This window comes from Mycobacterium asiaticum (assembly GCF_001673635.1).
In the GTDB taxonomy this organism is placed as follows: domain Bacteria; phylum Actinomycetota; class Actinomycetes; order Mycobacteriales; family Mycobacteriaceae; genus Mycobacterium; species Mycobacterium asiaticum_C.
This window is the reverse complement of sequence record NZ_LZMH01000069.1, coordinates 500,100-521,759: the sequence shown is the minus strand read 5'-3', so window position 1 is coordinate 521,759 and position 21,660 is coordinate 500,100. Positions and strand designations below refer to the sequence as shown.

At 66.9% G+C, this 21,660-nt stretch carries 19 protein-coding genes and 1 pseudogene; 11 read left to right on the top strand and 9 right to left on the bottom strand.

Translation table 11 applies throughout. The features are described 5' to 3' along the window. Window positions 1–205, top strand: a pseudogene (locus A5645_RS28405) (HNH endonuclease signature motif containing protein); the annotation flags it as partial. Here the strand turns inward: A5645_RS28405 and A5645_RS21300 are convergent. The 3 genes from A5645_RS21300 to A5645_RS21290 form a co-directional block, all read right to left on the bottom strand. Next, entirely contained in the window at window positions 202–1,509 is a 1,308-nt protein-coding gene (locus tag A5645_RS21300; RefSeq protein ID WP_065130896.1) for an adenylate/guanylate cyclase domain-containing protein, read from the bottom strand. The pseudogene A5645_RS28405 and the gene A5645_RS21300 overlap by 4 nt on opposite strands. Before the next feature lie 68 nt (window positions 1,510–1,577). Beyond that, window positions 1,578–2,180 carry a hypothetical protein gene (locus A5645_RS21295; RefSeq protein WP_065130895.1) on the bottom strand — a complete coding sequence of 201 codons (603 nt, stop codon included), beginning with the start codon at window positions 2,178–2,180 and terminating at the stop codon, window positions 1,578–1,580. A gap of 79 nt (window positions 2,181–2,259) precedes the next feature. Beyond that, window positions 2,260–3,459, bottom strand: a complete 1,200-nt coding sequence (locus A5645_RS21290; RefSeq protein WP_065130894.1) for an acyl-CoA dehydrogenase — start codon at window positions 3,457–3,459, stop codon at window positions 2,260–2,262. A 35-nt stretch (window positions 3,460–3,494) separates the two neighbouring features. On the opposite strand from A5645_RS21290, the gene A5645_RS21285 reads away from it, so the two are divergent. The 6 genes from A5645_RS21285 to A5645_RS21260 all read left to right on the top strand — a co-directional run bounded on the left by A5645_RS21285 (window position 3,495) and on the right by A5645_RS21260 (window position 8,824). After that, complete coding sequence (locus A5645_RS21285; protein ID WP_065034458.1) at window positions 3,495–3,875, top strand: DUF3054 domain-containing protein; 381 nt, start codon at window positions 3,495–3,497, stop codon at window positions 3,873–3,875. A gap of 61 nt (window positions 3,876–3,936) precedes the next feature. Continuing rightward, complete coding sequence (locus tag A5645_RS21280; RefSeq protein WP_081288476.1) at window positions 3,937–4,827, top strand: class I SAM-dependent methyltransferase; 891 nt, start codon at window positions 3,937–3,939, stop codon at window positions 4,825–4,827. Next, on the top strand, window positions 4,814–5,320 hold the full coding sequence (locus A5645_RS21275) for a GNAT family N-acetyltransferase (protein WP_065130893.1): 507 nt from the start codon (window positions 4,814–4,816) through the stop codon (window positions 5,318–5,320). The genes A5645_RS21280 and A5645_RS21275 overlap by 14 nt, the downstream gene beginning before the upstream one ends. Beyond that, window positions 5,317–6,393 carry an LLM class flavin-dependent oxidoreductase gene (locus tag A5645_RS21270; protein WP_065130892.1) on the top strand — a complete coding sequence of 359 codons (1,077 nt, stop codon included), beginning with the start codon at window positions 5,317–5,319 and terminating at the stop codon, window positions 6,391–6,393. The genes A5645_RS21275 and A5645_RS21270 overlap by 4 nt, the downstream gene beginning before the upstream one ends. Then, window positions 6,390–7,505 carry an LLM class flavin-dependent oxidoreductase gene (locus tag A5645_RS21265; RefSeq protein WP_065130891.1) on the top strand — a complete coding sequence of 372 codons (1,116 nt, stop codon included), beginning with the start codon at window positions 6,390–6,392 and terminating at the stop codon, window positions 7,503–7,505. Before A5645_RS21270 ends, A5645_RS21265 begins: the two co-directional genes overlap by 4 nt. Continuing rightward, window positions 7,502–8,824, top strand: coding sequence for an NtaA/DmoA family FMN-dependent monooxygenase (locus A5645_RS21260; RefSeq protein WP_065130890.1), 1,323 nt, complete (start codon window positions 7,502–7,504; stop codon window positions 8,822–8,824). Before A5645_RS21265 ends, A5645_RS21260 begins: the two co-directional genes overlap by 4 nt. Here the strand turns inward: A5645_RS21260 and A5645_RS21255 are convergent. Beyond that, entirely contained in the window at window positions 8,821–9,564 is a 744-nt protein-coding gene (locus tag A5645_RS21255; protein ID WP_065034464.1) for an MBL fold metallo-hydrolase, read from the bottom strand. The two genes, A5645_RS21260 and A5645_RS21255, sit on opposite strands and share 4 nt — an antisense overlap. Before the next feature lie 154 nt (window positions 9,565–9,718). On the opposite strand from A5645_RS21255, the gene fgd reads away from it, so the two are divergent. The 3 genes from fgd to A5645_RS21240 are packed head-to-tail and all read left to right on the top strand — an operon-like array spanning window position 9,719 to window position 13,941. Beyond that, window positions 9,719–10,729: a glucose-6-phosphate dehydrogenase (coenzyme-F420) gene (fgd, locus tag A5645_RS21250; protein WP_065130889.1), complete on the top strand. Its 1,011-nt coding sequence runs from the start codon at window positions 9,719–9,721 to the stop codon at window positions 10,727–10,729. Further along, on the top strand, window positions 10,722–12,806 hold the full coding sequence (gene pta, locus A5645_RS21245; protein ID WP_065130888.1) for a phosphate acetyltransferase: 2,085 nt from the start codon (window positions 10,722–10,724) through the stop codon (window positions 12,804–12,806). The genes fgd and pta overlap by 8 nt, the downstream gene beginning before the upstream one ends. Continuing rightward, window positions 12,799–13,941 (top strand): acetate kinase, encoded by a 1,143-nt coding sequence (locus A5645_RS21240; protein ID WP_065130887.1) that lies wholly within the window; start codon window positions 12,799–12,801, stop codon window positions 13,939–13,941. The genes pta and A5645_RS21240 overlap by 8 nt, the downstream gene beginning before the upstream one ends. Here the strand turns inward: A5645_RS21240 and A5645_RS21235 are convergent. Both A5645_RS21235 and A5645_RS21230 read right to left on the bottom strand, forming a co-directional pair. Beyond that, window positions 13,936–15,129: a DUF1501 domain-containing protein gene (locus A5645_RS21235; protein ID WP_065130886.1), complete on the bottom strand. Its 1,194-nt coding sequence runs from the start codon at window positions 15,127–15,129 to the stop codon at window positions 13,936–13,938. The two genes, A5645_RS21240 and A5645_RS21235, sit on opposite strands and share 6 nt — an antisense overlap. Beyond that, window positions 15,126–16,433, bottom strand: a complete 1,308-nt coding sequence (locus A5645_RS21230) for a DUF1800 domain-containing protein (protein ID WP_065130885.1) — start codon at window positions 16,431–16,433, stop codon at window positions 15,126–15,128. Before A5645_RS21230 ends, A5645_RS21235 begins: the two co-directional genes overlap by 4 nt. Before the next feature lie 193 nt (window positions 16,434–16,626). On the opposite strand from A5645_RS21230, the gene A5645_RS21225 reads away from it, so the two are divergent. Beyond that, window positions 16,627–16,965, top strand: coding sequence for a hypothetical protein (locus A5645_RS21225; protein ID WP_065130884.1), 339 nt, complete (start codon window positions 16,627–16,629; stop codon window positions 16,963–16,965). Between the two features lies 1 nt (window position 16,966). Here the strand turns inward: A5645_RS21225 and A5645_RS21220 are convergent, their stop codons facing one another. Genes A5645_RS21220 through glnX form a run of 3 tightly spaced genes read right to left on the bottom strand, consistent with a single transcriptional unit; the run spans window position 16,967 to window position 21,569 of the window. After that, window positions 16,967–19,273, bottom strand: coding sequence for a serine/threonine-protein kinase PknG (locus A5645_RS21220; RefSeq protein WP_065130883.1), 2,307 nt, complete (start codon window positions 19,271–19,273; stop codon window positions 16,967–16,969). Beyond that, the gene (locus A5645_RS21215; RefSeq protein ID WP_065034472.1) at window positions 19,273–20,250 is read right to left on the bottom strand and encodes a glutamate ABC transporter substrate-binding protein; all 978 of its coding nucleotides are present in this window, start codon (window positions 20,248–20,250) and stop codon (window positions 19,273–19,275) included. Before A5645_RS21215 ends, A5645_RS21220 begins: the two co-directional genes overlap by 1 nt. Further along, complete coding sequence (gene glnX / locus A5645_RS21210; protein WP_065034473.1) at window positions 20,250–21,569, bottom strand: protein kinase G-activating protein GlnX; 1,320 nt, start codon at window positions 21,567–21,569, stop codon at window positions 20,250–20,252. Before glnX ends, A5645_RS21215 begins: the two co-directional genes overlap by 1 nt. Window positions 21,570–21,660: the final 91 nt, after the last annotated feature.

The following is a 21,660-nucleotide window of genomic DNA, read 5'->3' as shown; positions in this document are numbered from 1 at the left end:
CCACCCACCCGACCTGCCCCAGGATTACTGCGCCGAACGCACCGCCATGATGCCCCGACGCCGCCGCACCCGCGCCCAACACCGCGCCCACCGGGTCGCTACCGAACGCCGCCACAACCGCAACGCGCGACTGAACCCTCAATCTCAGACCTGCGACCACGCCGCCCTACCACCACCCACCGACGACGAACCACCACCGTTTTAGACGGCGAACAAACGCCACTCACCCGGCACGCCCTTGAGCTGATGCGCGCCGCGGTCCTCGAACTCCAGCCCGGACCCGATCACCAGATCGCGCAGCGTGCTCGACACCAGCACCTCGTTGGGCCCCGCCAACGCGCTCACCCGCGCCCCGATGTGCACCGAGATCCCGCCGATGTCATCACCGCGGACTTCGCACTCACCGGTATGCAAACCGGCCCGCACCTCAATACCCAACGCCTGCACCGCATCCCGAATAGCCATCGCGCAACGGATCGCCCGCTGCGGGCCGTCAAACATCGCCAGGAAGCCATCACCGGACGTGTTCACCTCGCGACCCCGGAACCGAGACAGTTGCGACCGCACCACCGCGTCGTGCGCATCCAGCAGCGCATGCCAATCCCGGTCACCCATCTCAGCGGCCCGCCGCGTCGAATTTACGATGTCGGTGAACAACACCGTCGCCAAAACCCGATCATCATTCACCGCGGCCTGCTCGCCGGTCAGAAACTCGGCGATGTGACGGAAGGAATCGCGCCACGGTTCGACGAAGTGGTACATGTTGCGGCCAGGCAACTCAACGTATTTGGCGCCCGATATGTGGTCTGCGACGGCTCGCCCCATGGCCGGCGTGATCATCGGATCGTCGCTGTGCTGCACGACGAGTGTCGGCACGCGCACGGACGGAAGTACCGCCCGCACATCCATTTCAACCACAATCGGGAGCATGAGGGAAAGTGTCCACGGGCTCGCAGCCAGGCGTTCCTCTCGTGCCCACGCTGCACGGATCTGCTCGTTCCACGGCATGTCCGGATTGAGCACATGGTTGAACTCGCCCGTGCCCCACATCGCCGTCATGGCACCGAGGACTTCGCCAGGATCCATCCCAGTGCGTTCCGAAAGCGGAATCGCGTAGCTCTCAAGCAAGACCAGCGCCGCTGTACGGGACGGATATGTTGCGGCGAACAAAGCAGCTGGTGCCAACGCTCCGTCGATTGCGACGAGGACCGCCTCCGAGCTGCCGAGATCGTCCAACACTGCGGTGATGCTGTCGGCCCACTGCTCCAAGGTCGGCAGCGCGCCCGGTGTGACCGGGTCGGACGCTCCGGTGCCCAGCTGGTCGAAGAAGATCAGCCGACCCAGCGATGTCATCGCCTCGGCCCAGCCCTGGATGGGCGGTAGTTCCGGGAAGAGCTCGCAGCACGTGAACCAGTTCGGGACGAACACAATGTCGCGTGGGCCTGCACTAGACGCGCGATAGGCGACCCGTAAGTCCCCGTTCTGCGCGTAGCGCGTCTCCGAAAACATTGCGGAAGTCTAACTCCGAAAGAACGGAGTAATCACACGTTTCTGCAGCTCAAGTGCGTTCTCGATATCTAGGTGGGCCACGAACTCGCGGTGCTCCGGAAGTTGGCATTCGGCGGACCGCAGAAGTCCGAGTTGGTTCCGGCCAGCAGGACGAAATAGCCCTCGCCGCGGCGGGTGTCGCTGTACGGCGGGTAGCTCCACCCGCTGTTGCACATGGATGTCGGCGTGCCCACGGTGGCCCGGCGCCAACTGTTCTTCACGCACGCCTTCAATGCTTCGACGTCCTTCACGCTGCTCTTGGCGATCACCAGCATTCCGCCGCCCCATTGCCCGTCGGCCCTACGGTAGGCGCGCGCACCGAAACCCGCGTTGTTCGTCTGACACCCCAACGCCCGCTGCAACGGCTGGAACACGGTCGCGAGGTCGCGGTTGGTGAGACCCGCTGCGGCAGTGATGAATCCAGCGGCGTCGTTACCGTCGACCTCTTGCACGTTGGCATCGTGGAAACTGAACAGCTGCTGCCCGATGGCGGCATTGGCGCCGCCGCCGACGACCGGGCCGCTGCCGGTGGATGGCATCGGCGGCAGCTCGCCGGCGGGGTCGGCGTCGGCCGCGGGTGCCAGGGCGACAGACAAGCCAACGGCAATGACCAGGCGTGCAATTACTTTCACCGGTTACCTCCGAATCCGACATCACCATCTTCTTGTACGCGTCGGCCGTCAGCAACTGGCAGCAGACGACGTAAGGGTGCTACCGGAAGGCGGCCACGCCGGTGAACGCTTGGCCGAGAACCAGCTGGTGCATCTCCGGGGTGCCTTCGTAGGTGAGCACGGACTCCAGGTTGACCATGTGCCGAATCACCGGGTATTCCAGCGATATCCCATTGCCGCCCAATATGGTTCGTGCGGTGCGACAGATCTCGATCGCCTCCCGGGTGTTGTTGAGCTTGCCGAAGCTGACCTGGTCGGGGCGCAGGCCGACCCCGTCCTTCAGGCGGCCCAGGTGCAGCGACAGCAATTGGCCCTTGTGCAACTCGACCGCCATGTCGACGAGCTTGGCCTGAGTCAGCTGGAAGCCGGCGATCGGTCGGCCGAACTGGGTGCGTTGCGTCGCGTATTCGAGCGCGGACTGCCAGGCTGAGCGTGCCGCGCCCATCGAGCCCCAGATGATTCCGTAGCGCGCCTCCGACAGACACGCCAGCGGCCCCTTCAGACCGGTGGCCCCGGGCAGCAGAGCATCGGCGGGCAACCGGACGTCGTCGAGCACCAATTCGCTGGTGATCGAGGCCCGCAGCGACAGCTTGTGATGGATCGTGTTCGCCGCGAAACCCGGGGTGTCGGTCGGCACGATGAACCCCCGGATCCCCTCGTCCGTCGCGGCCCACACCACAGCCAGGTCGGCGATCGATCCGTTGGTGATCCACATCTTGCGGCCGTTGAGCACCCAGTCCGACCCGTCGCGCCTGGCCCGCGTCTTCATCGCGGCCGGGTCGGATCCGACGTCGGGCTCGGTCAGCCCGAAGCAGCCGATGAGCTCGCCCGCCGCCATGCCGGGCAACCACCGCTGCTTCTGCTCCTCGGAGCCGTTATTCCAGATCGCGAACATCGCCAGCGAGCCCTGCACCGACACCAGCGACCGGATACCGGAATCGGCGGCTTCGAGCTCCAGGCACGCCAGGCCATAGTGCACCGCGGACGCACCGCCGCATCCATAGCCATGCAGATGCATGCCCAGCAACCCCAGTTCACCGAACTGCTTGGCCAATTCGCGCGCCACCGGAAGGTCGCCGTCCTCGAACCACTGGCCCACATACGGGATCACCTGCTCGGCGCAGAATGCCCGCACCGTGTCGCGCACGGCGATTTCGTCGTCGGACAACGACGCGTCCAAACCGAGTGGGTCGTAGGGATCGAAGGCGGGCGTGGTCGAGTTACTTGCAGCGGTGCTCATGCCTCAATCCTGCCCTTGCCCGGTAGTCTCGCTGCATGCAACCACGGCGGGGGCCGGCCTGGCTGGGCTGGCTGGTGACCGATGTCGTGGCCGTTCTGGTGTTTTGCGCACTGGGGCGTCGCAGCCACGACGAAGGCGTCACCGCCAGCGGCCTCGCGACGACGGCCTGGCCGTTTCTGACCGGTACGGCGGTGGGCTGGCTATTGTCGCGGGGCTGGCGGCGGCCGACGGCGGTGGCGCCGACCGGTGTGATCGTGTGGGTATCGACCGTGCTGGTCGGCATGCTGTTGCGGAAAGCAAGTTCGGCCAGCGTGGCGGTGGCGTTCATCGCGGTGGCCTCGACGGTGACCGCGGTGTTCCTGCTCGGCTGGCGCGCGGCGGTCGAACTGGCCGCCCGGCGACGTTCGGACGGCTGAAAGGTCGGCCGGTTTGGTACGCGAGGACGGCGACACGTGGGATCTGGCTACCGGCGTCGGTATGACGGCCACCTTCGGTGCGGTCGCCAGGGCGGTGGGCACCAACAAGGGCCTGCTTGACGATCCCTTTGCCGAAGCGTTGGTGCGGGCGGCCGGCGTGGATTTCTTCATCCGGGTCATCGAGGACGACCGTTATGCGACCGACGGCGGCAACGATCCCACGATGACGGGCATGATCAATGTCCTCGCCGTGCACGGCCGGTTCCTGGACGAGCTGTTGACCAGCGCCGCCAGGGCCGGTATCCGGCAGGTGGTGAACCTGGGATGTGGCCTGGACACTCGGGCGTTCCGGTTGTGGTGGCCGTCCGGAATGCGGTTCTACGAGATCGATCGGTCCAAGGTGGTGGACTTCAAAGAGCAAGTCCTGCACCAGGTCGGCGCCAAACTGACCGCACACCGGTACGCGCTGGGCGTCGATCTCCGCGGTGATTGGTTGACCGCGTTGCGCCGAGTCGGATTCGACCCGGCCCAACGCACCGTCTGGGTCGCCGAAAACCTGCTCGTCGGCTACCTGCCGCCGGACGCTCAGGATCGGCTATTACGCGACATCACCTCGATGAGCGCGGCCGGCAGCTGGTTCGCTGCCGATCACCTGCCGTGGACTCCGGAGCAGCTGGAGGAGGGCCGGGCATTCCTCGATGGCTGGCGTCAGCAGGGGCTGGACATCGACCTGACCAAGGTCACCTATGAGGCCGAATTCCGTTCGGTGTCAGAATATTTGGCGGCGCACGGGTGGCACACCACCGACCGCACGCTGGTTGACCTATTGACCGCCACCGGGCTGGGCGGCCGGCGACCGGTCAGTTCACACGAAATGGCGATCACGCCCCGATACGTCACCGCGATCCTGGCCGCAAGCAGTGACGGGAACGGGTCAAGTGACAGCCGCTAACGGGGATCGACTGCGCTTCATCGCGACCGCATTGCAAGATCCACTGGCTCAGCCCCTGCTTGTGGCGCTGGCCGACGAGTACGCGGAGCGCTACGGCGGCGAGCCGGCGCGCTACTTGGCGTGGCTCGTCGACAGCCCGGACGGTGAGTTCGCCGAGCCGAACGGGGGCATGTTGATCGGCGTCGTGGACGGGGAGCCGGTGACCGGCGGCGCATTCTGCCGATTCGACGCCGAGACGGCCGAACTCAAGCGGATATGGACCCACCGCGACCACCGCCGCCGCGGCTACGCAACGGCGCTGCTGGCGGCGCTGGAATCTCAGATCGCCGCCCGCGGTTACACCAGGGTGTACCTGATAACCGGTGATCGTCAGCCCGAGGCCGAAGAGCTCTACCAGGCCACCGGCTACACCCGGTTGGCCGAACCGCTGCCCGCCCGGGGCCCGGTGTTCCCGGTGGCCTTCCTGAAAACCCTCCAACGGGAACAGACATGACGTTTCATCTGGGCGTGGCCCTCGACGGGTATGGCTGGCACACCCACGCGTGGGCATTGACGTCCGAGACCCGCTCGGTGCTCAGCGGAAACTACTGGGCCGATCTGGCGGTCACCGCCGAACGCGGGCTGCTGGACTTCCTCACCATCGACGACTCGCTGATGCCCCAGATCGGCCGCAGCTCCCGGATGCATCCGGACCGACTGACCGGGCGTGGGGACGCGGTGCTCACCGCTGCGCGCATCGCGCCGCTCACTCGGCATATCGGGCTGATCCCGGTGGCTACGGTCACTCATACCGAACCCTTCCATGTCTCCAAAGCCATTGCCACGCTGGACTTCGTATCGCACGGCCGGGCGGGTTGGCAGCCCCGCGTCAGCGGCACCGCCCACGAGGCGGCCCTGTTCGGGCGCCGAACCATCAACCCTGCCGAATTGTTCGACGAGGCAGTCGAATTCGTCGACGTGGTGCGCAGGTTGTGGGACAGCTGGGAGGATGACGCGGTAATCCGCGACGTCTACACGGGCCGCTACATCGACCGGGACAAGCTGCACTACATCGATTTCACCGGGAAGTACTTTTCCGTGAAGGGCCCGTCAATCACGCCGCGGCCGCCGCAAGGTCAGCCGGTGGTGGCCGCCCTCGCCCACGCCACACCCGTGTATCACTTTGCAGCCGAAACCTCCGACCTGGTTTTGGTAACTCCCGCCGACGAAGCCGGCGCGAGCCGCATCCTCGACGAAGTGCGCGGCATCAGCGAACACCTGAAAGTGTTTGCCGACCTCGTGGTCTCGTTTCACGGGCAGGACGACTTCCGCTCTGACACCTGGGTATGGACCGGCACCCCGATCGAACTGGTGGACCTGCTGCTGGGTTGGCAACGCGCGGGTTTCGACGGGGCGCGCCTGCGTCCGGCCGTGCACGCCACCGATCTTGCGGTGATCGCCGACCAGGTGGTGCCGCTTTTGCAACGTGCCGGCCAATTCCGCACCCAATACCGGGAATCCGAGACGCTGCGCGAGCGGCTCGGGTTACCGGTGGCACCCAATCGATATGTGGCGGTGAACCGATGATCCCGTTGTCAATCCTGGACCTGGCGCCGATCAGCGCCGGCAGCGACGCGACCACCGCGTTGCGCAACACCATCGATCTGGCGCAGCGGGCCGAGCAGTGGGGCTTCAAACGCTACTGGGTGGCCGAGCACCACTTCGTCGGCGTCGCCAGTTCGTCGCCGGCGGTCCTGATCGGCCAGATCGCCGCCGCCACCAACCGAATTCGGGTTGGCGCGGCCGCGGTCCAGCTGGGCTACACCACCGCGATTGCCGTCGTTGAGAACTTCGGCATGCTCGACGCCTTCTACCCCGGGCGCATCGACCTGGGCGTCGGCCGCTCCGGGCAGCGCCGGTCGGACGAGCGCAAACCCAAGCCGCCCAGAGACCCCCGCCCGCCGCGACAATGGCATGAGGTCGACGGAGTGGTGGTGCCAGCCCCGTTCGATCTGCGCGGGTTGCTCGACCTCGAACGGCTGCAGGCCACCATGGCGATCCTGCAACAGCCCGAGGCGATCTCACCGGACTTCGACGAACAGGTGCGTGACATTCTCGCCTTCCTTGAAGGCACGTACCACGCGGGGGAGTTCGACGTCCACGCGGTACCGGGCGAGCATTCGGGCCTGCGGCCGTGGATCTTTGGCAGCAGCCGGGGACAAAGCGCCCGGGTGGCCGGTGCGCTGGGACTGCCCTTTGTCGCCAGCTACCACATCACCCCCGCCACCGCGCTGGAAGCCGTCGAGGCGTACCGGCAAAGCTTCGTGCCGTCGGCCGCGCTGGAGCGCCCCTACGTGGTGGTCTCGGCCGACATCGTGGTGGCCGACGACACCGCTACCGCCCAGCGACTGGCTGCGGGCTACGGGCACTGGGTCTACTCGATCCGAACCGGCGTCGGCGCAATGCCCTATCCCGAACCCGATGCGTGCGGACCGCTCACCGAGGAACAGCTGGCGCTGGTAAAAGACCGTATCGCAACGCAATTCGTGGGCAACCCTGACGAGGTCGCCGAACGTCTGCAGGCCCTGCAACGGGTCACCGGTGCCGACGAACTCGTCGTCACCTCGGTCACCCACCGCCATGAGGACCGCCTGCGATCGCATGAGCTGATTGCCCGGAGGTGGGGGATAACCCCATGAGTCGCAAGCCCATTCACTTGGCGGGTCACTTTCCCGGGGTCAACAACACGACGGTGTGGACCGACCCCACCGCCGGCAGCCAGGTCGAGTTCGACTCCTTCGTCCATCTCGCCCGCACCGCCGAACGCGGATTGTTCGACTTCTTCTTCCTGGCCGAGGGCCTGCGACTGCGCGAGCACCGCGGGCGCATCCACGACCTGGATGTCGTCGGCCGGCCGGACACCTTCACCGTGCTCGCGGCGCTGGCCGGAGTCACCGACCGGATCGGGCTCACCGGGACCATCAATACCACCTTCAACGAACCTTTCGAAGTGGCAAGGCAATTCGCCACGCTCGACCACCTGTCGGAAGGCCGCGCCGGCTGGAACATCGTCACCTCGTCGGATGCGTTCACCGGTGCGAACTTCCGGCGCGGCGGGTTCCTGCACCATGCGGACCGCTACCGGCGGGCCGAGGAATTCGTCACCGTCGCCCGGACATTCTGGGACAGCTGGGCGCCCGACGCCATCGTCGCCGACCGCAGCAAACGGGTGTATGTCAATCCGGACGGCATCCGCAGCGTCGACCACTCCGGCGAGCAGTTCGACGTGCGCGGCTTCGCGACGCTACCCGCTGGGCCGCAGGGTCACCCGGTGCTGCTGCAAGCCGGCGACTCCGACGAGGGCCGCGCGTTCGGCGCTCGGTATGCCGACGCGTTGTTCACCCTGCACGGGTCATTGGAGGACGGCCGCCGGTACTACGCCGACGTCAAGGGCCGCGTGCGGGCCGCCGGCCGAGATCCCGAGCAGGTCAAGGTCTTTCCCGCCGCGACGTTTGTGCTGGGGGACACCGACGAGGAGGCCCAGGACAAGGCGCGCTACATTCGTTATCAGCAGGTCAGCGGCGCGACCGCGATCACGATGCTCGAACAGGTGTGGGGCCGCGAGCTCACCGGCTTCGATCCCGACGGCCCACTGCCCGATTTCGATCCGGTCGTCGACAGTGACATCACCCAGGGCCGGGTCCGGCACGGCGACCCGGTCGCGGTGGCCCGGCGTTTCCGGGAACGTGCCGAGGCGGAGGGGCTATCGATCCGCGAGTTGGTGATCGCGGTGACCAGCAGGCAACAGTTCGTCGGCACCGCCGCCCACATCGCCGACGAGGTGGACCGCTACGTCCAGGCCGACGCCTGCGACGGGTTCATCCTGGTTCCCCACCTCACGCCGCACGGCCTCGACGAGTTCGTCGACCGAGTGGTGCCGCTACTACAGGAGCGGGGCGCCTACCGCACCGAGTACACCGGGGCGACGCTGCGCGAGCACCTGGGCCTGGCGAGTTAGCGGGCTTTCTTCAGAGCCGCCTCGGTCGCTTCGCGGATGGGCCCGCGCCACAAGGGACCATGCCCCGGCGCCAGGATCTCGGTGTCCAGCAGCGCCAGCGCCGACAGCGTGCGGATGCAGTCCTCCTGACTGTGACTGAAGATCGCCGGCAGCAGTTGCGGCCCGTCGTGGCGTATCAGCGGGTGCCCGGTGACCAGCGCGTCGCCGCTGGCCAGCACGCCGTCGACCAAGTATGAGCAATGCCCGTGGGTGTGCCCGGGACTGAAAACGGGCCTCGGATGGCCGGGCAAGCTCGCCGCGATGTCCGGCGTCAACGGCTGCGCGGTCGGAATGCCGTCGCGGACCAACCCGCCGCTGCGCACCACATGCGCGGTCCACACCGCCCAGCGAGGACGCCAGAGCCGGAGCGCGAGATCGGCCACCGACACCTGCTCCAGGTACTCGCGCTTGGCGTGGCCCACCTCCTCGGCGTGGCAGTACACCGGCGTGCCGTGCTCCTTGGCGAACCAGATCGCGGTGCCGAAGTGGTCGATATGTGCGTGCGTGAGCACGATCGCGCGCAGGTCCGCCGGACCGTAGCCCAGCTTGCGCAGCGAGTTCAGCACCTCCTCGCGGTCACCCGGATATCCGGCGTCGATCAGCATCACGCCGGTGTCGTCGGTGACCAACACCCAATTCACAGCAGGACCGTGCGCGAGGTGGACGGTGTCGGTGACTTGAACAAGCTCCGTCTGGCTCATGGCCGCGAGTGTAGGGGGCGGGCGGGTAGGAGCGATCGCAAGCGCGGCGAAGCCGGGCGCAGCGGGTCGCGACCAGAAGGGTGGGAGCGATCGCAAGCGCGGCGAAGCCGGGCGCAGCGGGTCGCGACCAGAACAGTAGGAGTAGAAAAGACTGGTGGCTGAACTGAAACTCGGATACAAAGCGTCCGCTGAGCAATTCGCACCCCGTGAGCTCGTCGAACTGGCCGTTCTTGCCGAAGCGCACGGCATGGACAGCGCCACCGTCAGCGACCACTTCCAGCCGTGGCGGCACAAGGGCGGCCACGCGCCGTTCTCGCTGGCCTGGATGACCGCTGTCGGCGAACGCACCGAGCGGCTGCAGCTGGGCACCTCGGTGCTGACTCCCACGTTCCGGTACAACCCCGCCGTGATCGCGCAGGCCTTCGCGACCATGTCGTGCCTCTACCCGAACCGCATCTTCCTTGGCGTGGGCACCGGCGAGGCGCTGAACGAGATCGCCACCGGATACGAGGGCGACTGGCCGGAGTTCAAGGAGCGCTTCGCCCGGCTGCGTGAGTCGGTCCGGCTGATGCGCGAGTTGTGGCGCGGCGACCGTGTCGACTTCGACGGCGAGTACTACCGGACCAAGGGCGCCTCGATCTACGACGTGCCCGAGGGCGGCGTCCCGGTGTACATCGCCGCCGGTGGCCCCGCAGTGGCCAAGTACGCGGGCCGCGCCGGCGACGGTTTCATCTGCACCTCCGGCAAGGGCGAAGAGCTCTACACCGAGAAGCTGATCCCGGCGGTCAAGGAGGGCGCGGCGATCAACGACCGCAACATCGACGAGATCGACAAGATGATCGAGATCAAGATCTCCTACGACACCGACCCGGACCTGTCTCTGGAGAACACCCGATTCTGGGCGCCGCTGTCCCTCTCGGCCGAGCAGAAGCACAGCATCGACGATCCGATCGAAATGGAGAAGGCCGCCGACGCGCTGCCGATCGAGCAGATCGCGAAACGGTGGATCGTGGCATCCGACCCCGACGAGGCCGTCGAGAAGGTCGGCCAGTACGTGACGTGGGGCCTGAACCACCTGGTGTTCCACGCGCCCGGACACGACCAGCGCCGCTTCCTCGAGCTGTTCGAAAAGGACCTCGCGCCGAGGTTGCGCAAGCTTGCCTGAAGGGCAGGCCGTTCCGGCCAGCATCTACATCGCCGCACCCGAGCCGGAGACAGGCAAGTCGACCATTGCGCTCGGGCTGCTGCACCGGCTGGCCGCCACCGTCGCCAAAGTCGGTGTGTTCCGGCCGATTACCCGGCCCGGCCCCGCCCCGGACTACATTCTCGAGATGCTCCTGGAGCACTCCACCGCGGCTCTGCCCTACGAACAGTGTGCGGGCGTCACCTACCAGCAACTGCACGATGACCGCGATGGCGCGATCGCCACGATCGTCGACCGGTATCACGCGATGGCCGCAGAGTGTGACGCGGTGGTGATCGTTGGTAGCGACTACTCCGACGTGGGCACCCCGGCCGAATTGTCGGTCAACGCCCGGATCGCGGTGAATCTGGGCGCGCCGGTGCTGCTGACCGTGCGTGCCAAGGGCCGCACCCCCGACGAGATCGCCGCCGTCGTCGACGTGTGTCTGGCCGAGCTGTCCGCACAACGCGCGCACCCCGCCGCCGTGGTGGCCAACCGGTGTGACCCGGCCGAATTAGCCTCGGTTGCCGAAGCTTTGGAAGAATTCACGCCACGGGGCTATGTGCTGCCCGAGGAACCGCTGTTGGCCGCACCGACGGTGGCCGAATTGACCGAGGCGGTCAACGGCACCCCGGTGCGCGGCGACGCACCGCTGGCCCAGCGCGAGGTGATGGGAGTGCTGGTCGCCGGGATGACCGCCGACCACGTGCTGGAGCGGCTGCGCGACGGGATGGCGGTGATCACGCCCGGCGACCGCTCGGACGTGGTGCTCGCGGTAGCCAGCGCCCATGCGGCACAAGGCTTTCCGTCGTTGTCGTGCATCGTCCTCAACGGTGGCTTCGAGCTGCATCCCTCCATCGCTGCCCTGGTCGAGGGGTTGCGGCTGCGCCTGCCGATCATCGCCACCGACCTGGGGACCTACGACACGGCCAGCGCGGCGGCATCGGCGCGCGGTCGGCTGACCGCATCCTCGCAGCGCAAGATCGACACCGCGCTGGAGCTGATGGGCCGCCACGTCGACATCACCGACCTGCTCGAACAGCTCACCATTCCGATCCCGACGGTCACCACACCGCAGATGTTCACTCACCAGCTGCAGGAACGGGCCAGGGCGGACCGTCAGCGCATCGTCCTGCCCGAGGGTGAGGACGATCGGATCCTCAAGTCGGCGGGCCGGTTGCTGCAACGCTCGGTCGCCGACCTGACGATCCTGGGCGACGAAGCTCAAGTGCGTTTGCGCGCAGCAGAACTCGGCGTCAGTCTGGACGACGCGACGGTGATCGACCCGCGCACCAGCGACCTGCATGAGCAGTTCGCCGAACAGTACGCCGAGCTGCGCAAGGCCAAAGGCGTCACGCTGGAGCATGCCCGCGAAATCATCCACGACGCAACGTACTTCGGGACCATGCTGGTGTACAACGGCCTCGTCGACGGCATGGTGTCCGGCGCCGTGCACACCACGGCGCACACCGTCCGGCCCGCGCTGGAGATCATCCGTACGGTTCCGGATGTCTCGACGGTGTCCAGCATCTTCCTGATGTGTCTACCGGACCGGGTGCTGGCCTATGGCGACTGCGCGATCGTGCCGAACCCGTCGCCCGAGCAGCTCGCCGACATCGCGATCTCGTCGGCGCGCACGGCCGCGCAGTTCGGCATCGAGCCGCGGGTGGCGATGCTGTCCTACTCCACCGGCACCTCGGGTTCGGGCGAGGATGTCGAGAAGGTCAGGGAGGCAACCGAAATCGTGCGGTCCCGGCAGCCGGACCTGCTGGTGGAAGGGCCGATTCAATACGACGCGGCCGTCGACCCGTCGGTCGCAGCGACCAAGATGAAGGATTCCCCGGTGGCCGGGCGTGCCACCGTGCTGATCTTCCCGGACCTCAATACCGGCAACAACACCTACAAGGCCGTGCAGCGTTCGGCCGGAGCGATAGCGGTGGGACCGGTTTTGCAGGGGTTGCGCAAGCCGGTCAACGACCTGTCCCGCGGTGCGCTGATCGAGGACATCGTCAATACCGTTGCGATCACGGCGATTCAGGCACAGGACGTCCATGGCTGACCGGCTGGTGCTGGTGATCAACTCCGGCTCGTCGTCGCTGAAATTCCAGCTCGTCGATCCCGACTCCGGGGCGTCGCGGTTCAGTGGCAGCGTCGAGCAGATCGGGGAACCCTCCTCGGATGTCGCCGACCACGATGCCGCGTTGCGTCGCGCGTTCGATCTGCTGGCCGAGGACGGGATCGATCTGAAGCACTGCGGGCTGGTGGCGGTGGGACACCGGGTGGTGCACGGCGGCAAGCGGTTTCACCGGCCGACGCGGCTTGACGACGAGGTGATCGCCGAACTGGAGAAGCTGTCGCCGCTGGCGCCGCTGCACAACCCGCCCGCGCTGCAGGGTATCGAGGTCGCCCGCAAGCTGCTACCCGAGGTTCCGCACATCGCGGTGTTCGATACCGCGTTCTTCCATCACCTTCCCCCGGCGGCCGCCACCTATGCCATCGAACGGGAGCTGGCCGAGAAGTGGGACATTCGCCGGTACGGCTTCCACGGCACTTCGCACGAGTACGTCAGCCAGCAGGCCGCCGAGTTCCTTGGCAAGCCGCTGGAGATCGTGAATCAGATTGTGCTGCACCTGGGCAACGGTGCGTCGGCATCAGCGATCGTCGGTGGCCGGCCGGTCGAGACATCGATGGGTTTGACGCCGTTAGAGGGTCTGGTGATGGGCACCCGCAGCGGTGACATCGACCCCGGCGTGTACAGCTACCTGTGGCGCACCGCGAAGATGGACGTCGACGAGATTGAATCGATGCTCAACAAGAAGTCCGGGGTGCAGGGCCTGGCGGGTGAGCGGGACTTCCGGCGGCTGCGGTCGATGATCGAATCCGGCGACGCCGCAGCCAAACTCGCCTACGATGTGTTCATTCACCGGCTACGCAAATACATCGGTGCCTACCTGGCGGTGTTGGGTCACACCGACGTGGTGAGCTTCACCGCCGGGATCGGCCAGCATGCCGCGACGGTGCGGCGGGATGCGCTGGCAGGCCTGGTCGAGTTGGGTATCGAGTTGGACGAGGAGCGCAACGGCACCGGCTCCGGGACGCGGCGCATCTCCACCGACGATTCGCGGATTGCGGTCCTGGTGGTGCCGACCGACGAGGAACTGGCCATCGCCCGCGACTGCGTCAGCGTCCTATAAGAACCCGATTCCGGACCGTCCGGTTCCAACCGACGGGGTGGGGTCGGTGGTCAGGGTGTGCACCAGCAGGTCGTGGTAGACGTCGCGGAAATCGGTGGTGTACTTCAGGTCTCCGTGATCGAGGTCGATCAGGCTCGGGTCCTCGCCGTAGAACCCGCCCTTGACCGAAGCGCCGGCGAGGAAGGCCGGCCCGGCGGTGCCGTGGTCGGTGCCCTGCGAGGCGTTGGCCGCCACCCGCCGCCCGAACTCGGAGTAAGCCAGCACCACGACGTTGCGGCCACAGGGATCGGGTGCCATCTTCTGCAGGAAGCCGCTGATTGCTTCGTCGAAGGTCCGCAATAGCCGCTGCTGGGTGCCGCGCTCGTTGGCGTGGGTGTCGAAACCGCCGAGGTGCACGAGGTACACCCGGGTCGGCACGCGGGCAAGGATCGCGGCGGCGACCATGCTCAACCGGCTTGCCAGGGCGTTGTTTTCGTCCTGTTGCGCGGTGATCGGTGCGAAGGCCGCCTCGGTGGTTCGCGCGGCGCGATAGGACTGGCGCACGGCGGCCATCGCGGGCGTATCGGTCGGATCGTCGACCCCGAGAGCCTGGATCGTCGGCCGGAACATGTCCGTCCGGCCGGCCCGCCCGGCCGGCACTGTAGTCGTCGACAGCGCTGCCGCCGTGTGCTTTTCGCCGACCCCAACCAGCGGCAGCACGCTGCCGATGTTCACCGCCCGCAGCGGGTCGTCCCCGGTGGCATCCAGCCACCGCCCGATCCAGCCCGTCGGCACGGGTTCGGCCGGTGACGCGGTCTGCCAGATGTCCATGGACCGGAAGTGGCTGTGATCGGGTTTGGGATAGCCCACGCCCCGCACGATCGCGAGTTGCCGTTGCTCCCAGAGTTGAGCAAGTCCGGACAGTGCGGGATTCAGTCCGAGCTGTGCGTCGAGCCGCAAGACGTGTTCCGGGGTATACGCCAATTCCGGGCGGGCATCGTGATAGGCGTTGTCCGCGTACGGAATCACCGTGTTGATCCCGTCGTTGCCGCCATACAGCGTGACGATCACCAGGATGCCGACGTTGTCGGTCAGCGGTCTCTCGTGGGCCGCGTGCAACAAATCGTCCCAACCGACGGCCACGGTGCCGGACAGCAACCCGATCGCGCCGACGCCCGCGCCGCCGACGAGGAACTTACGGCGATTCATGAGGTCAGGTACTCCGGTGTGTTGACCGCGGCGGCAACCAACTGCGCCGGTCTGCGGATCACCGGTCGCAGCGCCTCGACGGTCCGATCGGTCCAGGCGCCGACGCCGATCAGGTAGCCGACCGCGTCGATGCGCTCGCCGGTCGGCACGCCGTCCAACAGGGACAGGTCGGCGTCTCGCGCCAGCGCGATCGCCGCGCGCAGCCGGGTGCGGGCCGACGCGGTGGACAGCCAAACCTGGCCACGGGGCCAGCCATTGACGTCGGTGGGGAAAAACGGCCGATGTCCCAGTGCCTTGAGTGTCGCGTCGAGCAACTTGGCGTGGGCGTCGACGGAGACCTTGAGCATCCGGACCACACCGACCAGCCATTCAACCGGGGTGTTGACGACGGTCGCTCGCCCGCCGGTGAATTCGTCGTCCACCAGGATGGCGCGCGTCAGGGCCTTGAGGTCGCGCCGTGTGCCGTAGGCGGCGACGATACGGCTCAACGCCGAAGGTGACGCCGGCTCGTCCGAGGCCAGTTGTTGCCACAGCCGCCCGGCAACGTACGCCGCAGACTGCGGCTGAGCCAGTACGGCATCGCAGAAGCCGTCCGCGTCGAAATCACCGGTGCTCCCGAAAAGCGTCTTGGGCGTCGGGTCGTGGAGCCGCGGCACCAGCACCGCCTGGCCGTCGCCGATGGTCCAGCCCGTCAGCGCTCGCGCGCCGGCGCGCACGTCGTCCTCGGAGTAGCCGTTGTTGTGGCCCAGTGCGAACAACTCCATGAACTCGCGGGCCAGGTTTTCGTTGGGGGCTTTCGCGGAGTTGAGTTGTCCGTCCAGCCAACGCAGCATCGCGGCGTCGGTCAGCATGCTGAAGGCGAGCGTGCGAAAGTCACCCAGGGCCAGGATACGCAGCTTCTGGTTTTGCGCAGCCATGTACGCCGCGACCCGCACCTTCTGCGCCGAGGTGGCAAAGTGGTTGTGCCACAACAATGTCAGCTTCTCATGTAGGGGCACGTCGACGGCGGCCATGCGGCCCAGCCACCACCGGACCAATTGATCGTTCTGTTCGGCGAGTTGGCGCCGGTACTGCGTGCGGGCCGCGGGCGTGGCGCCCCTGCCCGGCGGTTGAGGCGGCGCGAGCGTCGGCATCGGCGTCGAGACGGCACCGCGGTCCGCATCAGGGTTTGCGTTGAGCACGGTGTCGACGTAATTGGGCCAGTCCTGTCCGGCCACCGCGTCGATCTCGGGCCCGGTGGCCCCGAACCCGGTCCGGCGCAGCACGCGGGCCGTCATCATCCACCGCGGAGACTGCCCGGCCATAGTGTCCTACTGTCGCCGCTGAACCTATGTTTTTGCTGAGGGAAGGCGCTATTCGCGACGTCGATAAATCACCGCTGCTAATGTCCGCTCTTGATATGAACGAGCTGGTTTTGAGATTGTTTGCCGGACGTTCGGTTCACCCCATGTCCGACCCCGAATCGGCTGTATTGTTCGACGTTTCAAAGGAGTCGAAATGAAGTTCAAACTCGGTCGCCGCGGCGCAGCGATATTGGGTTGTGCAGCGGCGTTTGTGTTCTCTCCAGCGGTTGCCGTCGCAGATCCGCCGGACCCACACCAGCCGGACATGACCAAGGGTTGGTGCCCAGGCGGCCGTTGGGGATGGGGCCAATTGGCCGTGTGCGACGGCGAGAAATACCCCGACGGGTCGTTTTGGCACCAGTGGATGAAGACCTGGATGGTCGGCCCGCAGTTCTATTACGACTGCGTCGGCGGCGACGAGCCGATGCCCGGACCGCCGCCACCCGGCGGCTGCAACGGGGCCATTCCGCCGGACGCCCCGCCCGCACCCTGACCTAGAACGTGCTGGTGGGCCGTACCTGGTTGGCCATGTCGACCAGCGTGTAGCGGTGCCGCTGGGTCGGGGCGACCCGGGCCAGCTTGCGCAGCGACGCCTCGACACCGAGCCGCAGGCCGTGGTCGGTGAACGGGAAACCCAGAATGTGGTTGGTGCTGGCTTTATTTTGGTTGTCCTGCAGCCAGTCCATCGCCCCGCCCAGCACCAGGGCGCGGATCTGCAACACCCGGGGCTCGGTCGGTGGCAGCGCCTCCACCCGCCGGGCGGCGTCGCGGATCTGCTCCTCGGTGATCTCGCTCTGCGAGCGGCCGGACAGCAGGGTCACCGCGCTGGTCAGCCGCGCAGTGGTGAAATGCCTTGAGGTGGGCGGTACTTCGTCCAGGGTCTGCACCGCACCCTCGCGATCGCCTTGTGCGGAACGGGCTCTGGCCAACCCGAAAGCCGCCGAGATCACTCCGTCGTTGGTGTTCCAGACCGTCTGGTAGAAGTTTTGCTCGTCGGTCTTGCCGGCCAGCTCGGCGGTGGCGGCCAGCGCCAGTTTCGGCGCCAGTTCGCCGGGGAAGGTGTCCAGCACTTCGGTGAAATGCTTGATGGCAGAGTCGTAGTCGCCGGTGAGCAACTCGGCCACGGCCTTGTACCAGATCAACCGCCACTGCCAGCCGACGCGCTCGGCGAGGTCGTCGAGCTTGCGGGTTGCCTTGCTGACGTCGCCCAGATCGAGCAGTGCGCGCACTTCCATCAGCGGCAGCTCGACGGACTCCGACAGGTCCAGGCCTTCGGCGTCCAACGATCCGTGCCGCGCCGCCCGCAACGAATCCAGCGTCTGCACCGGCTGGGAGAGCACCGTCGCCTGCAACACCGGTGCGGCCACGTCGGCCGGATCCACCAGCGGTACCGACAGTGCGGTCACGATCTCCTTGGCGGTCAGCTTCTCCGAATGCACCTGGCCGTCCAGGTACACGTCGGTGTGGGCGACCAGCAGGTCCACCCCGAAGGTGGAACGGCTGGGACTGAAGACGGTGGACAGGCCGGGCCGGGAGACGCCGGTGTCCTGGGCGACCACCTCACGCAGCACGCCCATCAACTGCGCGGACATCTCCTCGGCGCTGCGGAAGCGCCGACGCGGATCGGGGTCTATGGCGCGGCGCAGCAACCGGCCGAAGGAGTCGTACTTGGCCAGCACCGGGTCGCTGTCGGGCAGCCCGTCGACGTAGCGGCCGTTGCGGGTCCGCAGATCCAGCGTCAACGCCGCCAGCGTGCGTCCCACGGTGTAGATGTCGGTGGCGACCGTCGGGCCGGTGCGCACGATCTCGGGCGCCTGGTAGCCGGGCGTGCCGTAGAGGTAGCCGAACGAGTTGATCCGCGACACAGCGCCCAGGTCGATGAGCTTCAGCTGCTCCTCGGTGAGCATGATGTTCTCCGGCTTCAGGTCGTTGTAGACCAAACCGATGGAATGCAGATAGCTCAGCGCGGGCAGGATCTCCAGGATGTAGGCGATCGCTTCGGCAACCCGCAACTTTTCGCCCTTACCGCGCTTGAGCGACTGCCCGCCGATGTACTCCATGACGATGTACCCGACCGGGTCACCGTGCTTGTCGTTGTGTTCGACGAAATTGAAGATCTGCACGATCGAGGGGTGCACGACCTCGGCCAGGAACTGCCGTTCGGCCATCGCGATGGCCTGCGCCTCCGCGTCGCCGGAGTGCACCAGGCCTTTGAGCACGACCGGACGGTCGTTGACGTTGTGGTCCACGGCGAGATACACCCAGCCCAGGCCGCCGTGTGCGATGCAGCCCTTGACCTCGTACTGGTTGGCGATCAGGTCACCCGGACTGAGCTGCGGCACAAAGGAATACGGACTGCCGCAGTACGGGCACCAGCCCTCTTTAGATCCTTTGGTGCCCTTGTCGGCGGTCGACCGGCCGACCGGCCGGCCGCAATTCCAGCAAAACCGTTTCGATTCCGGCACAACCGGATTGGTCATCAGGGCCTTGAGCGGGTCGATGTCGGGAACCCGCGGGATCTCTACCAGGCCACCACCGAGGCGCCGGACCGCGGGAAGCGCTCTCGTCGCCCCCGGCATCCGCTCCTGCGGCTGGGTTTCGAGGTTGCCCAGCGAGATGGAGAAGTCGTCGTCGTCCTCGTCGTCGAAATCCGGCCGGAACAGCGCCTGCGTGGCCTGCGGTCGGCTGCCCGTGGTCGCCGTCGCGCCGGTCTGCACGTCGGCCGCCTGGCCGCCGGCCGAGTCGTCCTGTTCGGTCGGGGTCAGTTCGTTCTGCTGATCCGCTTTGGGGGGTTTGGCCATCAGTCCAGATACCTCGGCTGCGGCGGTAGCGGCGCGGGCCCGAGCACCGTCAACCACTTGCGGTACAACGTGTTCCAGGTCCCGTCGGTGCGGATGCGTTCCAGGGTGCCGTTGACGAACCGGACCAGCCCGGTGTTGTCCAGGTTGATCCCGATGCCGTACGGCTGGGTGGCCATGTTCGGACCGACGATGTGTAGGTACGGATCCTCCTCCACCAGCCCGGCCAGGATCGAGTCGTCGGTGCTCACCGCGTCGATCTGGCGCTGCTGCATCGCCACCAGGCAGTCCGCCCAATTCACCACCGAGACGATGATCGCCGGCGGTGCGATTTCGCGGATCCGTTGCAGCGAGGTGGTGCCGCGCGCCACGCACACGCGCTTGCCGGACAGGTCGGCCACCTTCGCGATGCTCGAGTCGCGCGGGGCCAGGATGCGCTGGTTGGCGTCGAGGTAGACGGTGGAGAAGTTCACCAGCTTGCGGCGTTCGCAGGTGATGGTCATGGTCTTGACCACGACGTCGACCTGCGATCGCTGCAGAGCCGTGATGCGTTCGTCGGCCGACAGAATGCGGTATTCGACATGGTTGGGGCCGCCGAAGATGTCCCGGGCCACCTCGCCGGCGATGTCGACGTCGAATCCGGTGATCTCACCGGTGATGGGGTCGCGGAAGCTGAACAGATTGCTGCCGATGTCGAGGCCGACGATCAGCCGGCCGCGGCTGCGGATGTTGGCGACCGCGGCGTCGGCGTCGGCCTTGTTCGGGAACGGGCGCAGGCTCGCGGTGGGATTACAGTCCTGTCCGGTGGTGTTGGCCGGCAGCGGCGCCTCGACCGGCAGCACCTCCATGCCGACCGGGGTCGGCTGCGGCAGCGTCGGCGTCACCTCGGCCTTGAGCGGTTCGGAGTGGCCGCAACCGGCCAGCAGGGCCGCGACGCCGAGCAACCCGGCGGCCCGCCGGAGTCGGGACGCCCGCTTCATCACCGATACTCTTTCAGCCGGGGCCACAGGCCCAGGGCGACCGCAATCGCGGCACCGAGGCTGAGCACCACGGCGCCGACCTGTGCCCCGGCCAGTCCGCGCTTGGCGTTCAGCACGTCGTTACGCAGATGGTTGCGGCTTTGCTCGATGGTCTTGGTCAGCGCTTCGTCGAGCTTGTCGAACGCCGGGGTGGAGTCGTCCTCGCCCTTGCCGAGGGCCACCTGGGTGGCCGCGCGGTAGTTGCCGACCGAGATGAAGGCGTTGATCCGGTCGTTGGCCTGCTGCCAGCGGATCAGCAGCTGCCCGGCGCCCTGCAGATCGGGCTTGTCGACCGCGTCGTCGCGGGCCATGTAGGCGTCCAGCTGGCGGTGCATGGCGTCGATGCGCTGGTAGAAGGCCTGCTTGCGCACCTCTTCGTCGCCGCGCCGGATCAACGACAGTGTCTCGTCCGCGCGCGCCTGCTGGGCGGTGATGGCCAGATTCGTAACGGTCTTCAACGACTCGGCCGCGGTGTCCTTCGCACTACGGCTGGCCGTCGTCGAGATCGTCAGCGCCGTCCCCACCCACACCACCATGATGAGGATACCGAGACCACCCACCACCAGGCCGGGGTTGATGCGACGCCGGGTGCGCCGGGCCAGCCAGCGATGGGAGAAGGCGCCGAACACCACGGTGGTGGCCACGACGAGGATCACCGGAGCCGGGATCTGGGTGGATGCCGTGGTCTCGCTGTCCACCCGCGCCGACGTCGCCTGGTAAAGCCGCTGCGCGTTGGGCAGGATCGTGTTCTGCATCAGGCCTGAGGCCTCCGACAGATACGACGAACCCACCGGGTTGCCCGCTCGGTTGTTGGTGCGGGCTATCTCCACCAGCCCGGTGTACACGGCCAGTTCCGCGTTGATCTGGCCGAGCAGCTGCACCAGCGATTCGTCGGTCAACCCGCTGGAGGCCCGGGTCACCGCCACCGAGGCGTCGGTGATGGCCTGCTCGTAGCGGAGCCGGACCGCCCGCGGTTCGGCCTGGGCGATGAACGCGGTGGCCGCGGCGGCATCGGCTACCGACAGCGCCGTGTAAAGCTGTCCGGCCGCGAACGACAACGGCTCGGTGTGCTCGAGCACCGTGGTCAGCACCTGCTGTCGGTGGTTGATGGTGGTCGAGGTGGCGAAGGCGCTCGAGACGCCCAACGCGGCCAGCACGATTCCGATGGTCAGGATCCGGCCGGGCGTCGTAGAGATGAACCACCAGCGCGGATGAGCCGGTTCGGCGGGCGAGCGCGATCCCAGTGGCTCGGTCGACGGGTGCGCCAGCTCAACCGTCACGTTTGCTCAGCCCTCATCTTTCGGCCATTTTACGAACCCGTATAAGCAAATTCTAAGAGCAAGAGCCGACGGATGGGGGGAGGCGGAGCCA

Excerpts from the sequence above, each read along its gene's own strand:
- A5645_RS21300 (WP_065130896.1), bottom strand. The coding sequence starts at position 1,509 with ATGTTTTCGGAGACGCGCTACGCGCAGAACGGGGACTTACGGGTCGCC.
- A5645_RS21290 (WP_065130894.1), bottom strand. The coding sequence starts at position 3,459 with ATGAGCACCGCTGCAAGTAACTCGACCACGCCCGCCTTCGATCCCTAC.
- A5645_RS21285 (WP_065034458.1), top strand. The coding sequence starts at position 3,495 with ATGCAACCACGGCGGGGGCCGGCCTGGCTGGGCTGGCTGGTGACCGAT.
- A5645_RS21280 (WP_081288476.1), top strand. The coding sequence starts at position 3,937 with ATGACGGCCACCTTCGGTGCGGTCGCCAGGGCGGTGGGCACCAACAAG.
- A5645_RS21270 (WP_065130892.1), top strand. The coding sequence starts at position 5,317 with ATGACGTTTCATCTGGGCGTGGCCCTCGACGGGTATGGCTGGCACACC.
- A5645_RS21265 (WP_065130891.1), top strand. The coding sequence starts at position 6,390 with ATGATCCCGTTGTCAATCCTGGACCTGGCGCCGATCAGCGCCGGCAGC.
- A5645_RS21260 (WP_065130890.1), top strand. The coding sequence starts at position 7,502 with ATGAGTCGCAAGCCCATTCACTTGGCGGGTCACTTTCCCGGGGTCAAC.
- A5645_RS21255 (WP_065034464.1), bottom strand. The coding sequence starts at position 9,564 with ATGAGCCAGACGGAGCTTGTTCAAGTCACCGACACCGTCCACCTCGCG.
- A5645_RS21240 (WP_065130887.1), top strand. The coding sequence starts at position 12,799 with ATGGCTGACCGGCTGGTGCTGGTGATCAACTCCGGCTCGTCGTCGCTG.
- A5645_RS21235 (WP_065130886.1), bottom strand. The coding sequence starts at position 15,129 with ATGAATCGCCGTAAGTTCCTCGTCGGCGGCGCGGGCGTCGGCGCGATC.
- A5645_RS21230 (WP_065130885.1), bottom strand. The coding sequence starts at position 16,433 with ATGGCCGGGCAGTCTCCGCGGTGGATGATGACGGCCCGCGTGCTGCGC.
- A5645_RS21225 (WP_065130884.1), top strand. The coding sequence starts at position 16,627 with ATGAAGTTCAAACTCGGTCGCCGCGGCGCAGCGATATTGGGTTGTGCA.
- A5645_RS21220 (WP_065130883.1), bottom strand. The coding sequence starts at position 19,273 with ATGGCCAAACCCCCCAAAGCGGATCAGCAGAACGAACTGACCCCGACC.
- A5645_RS21215 (WP_065034472.1), bottom strand. The coding sequence starts at position 20,250 with ATGAAGCGGGCGTCCCGACTCCGGCGGGCCGCCGGGTTGCTCGGCGTC.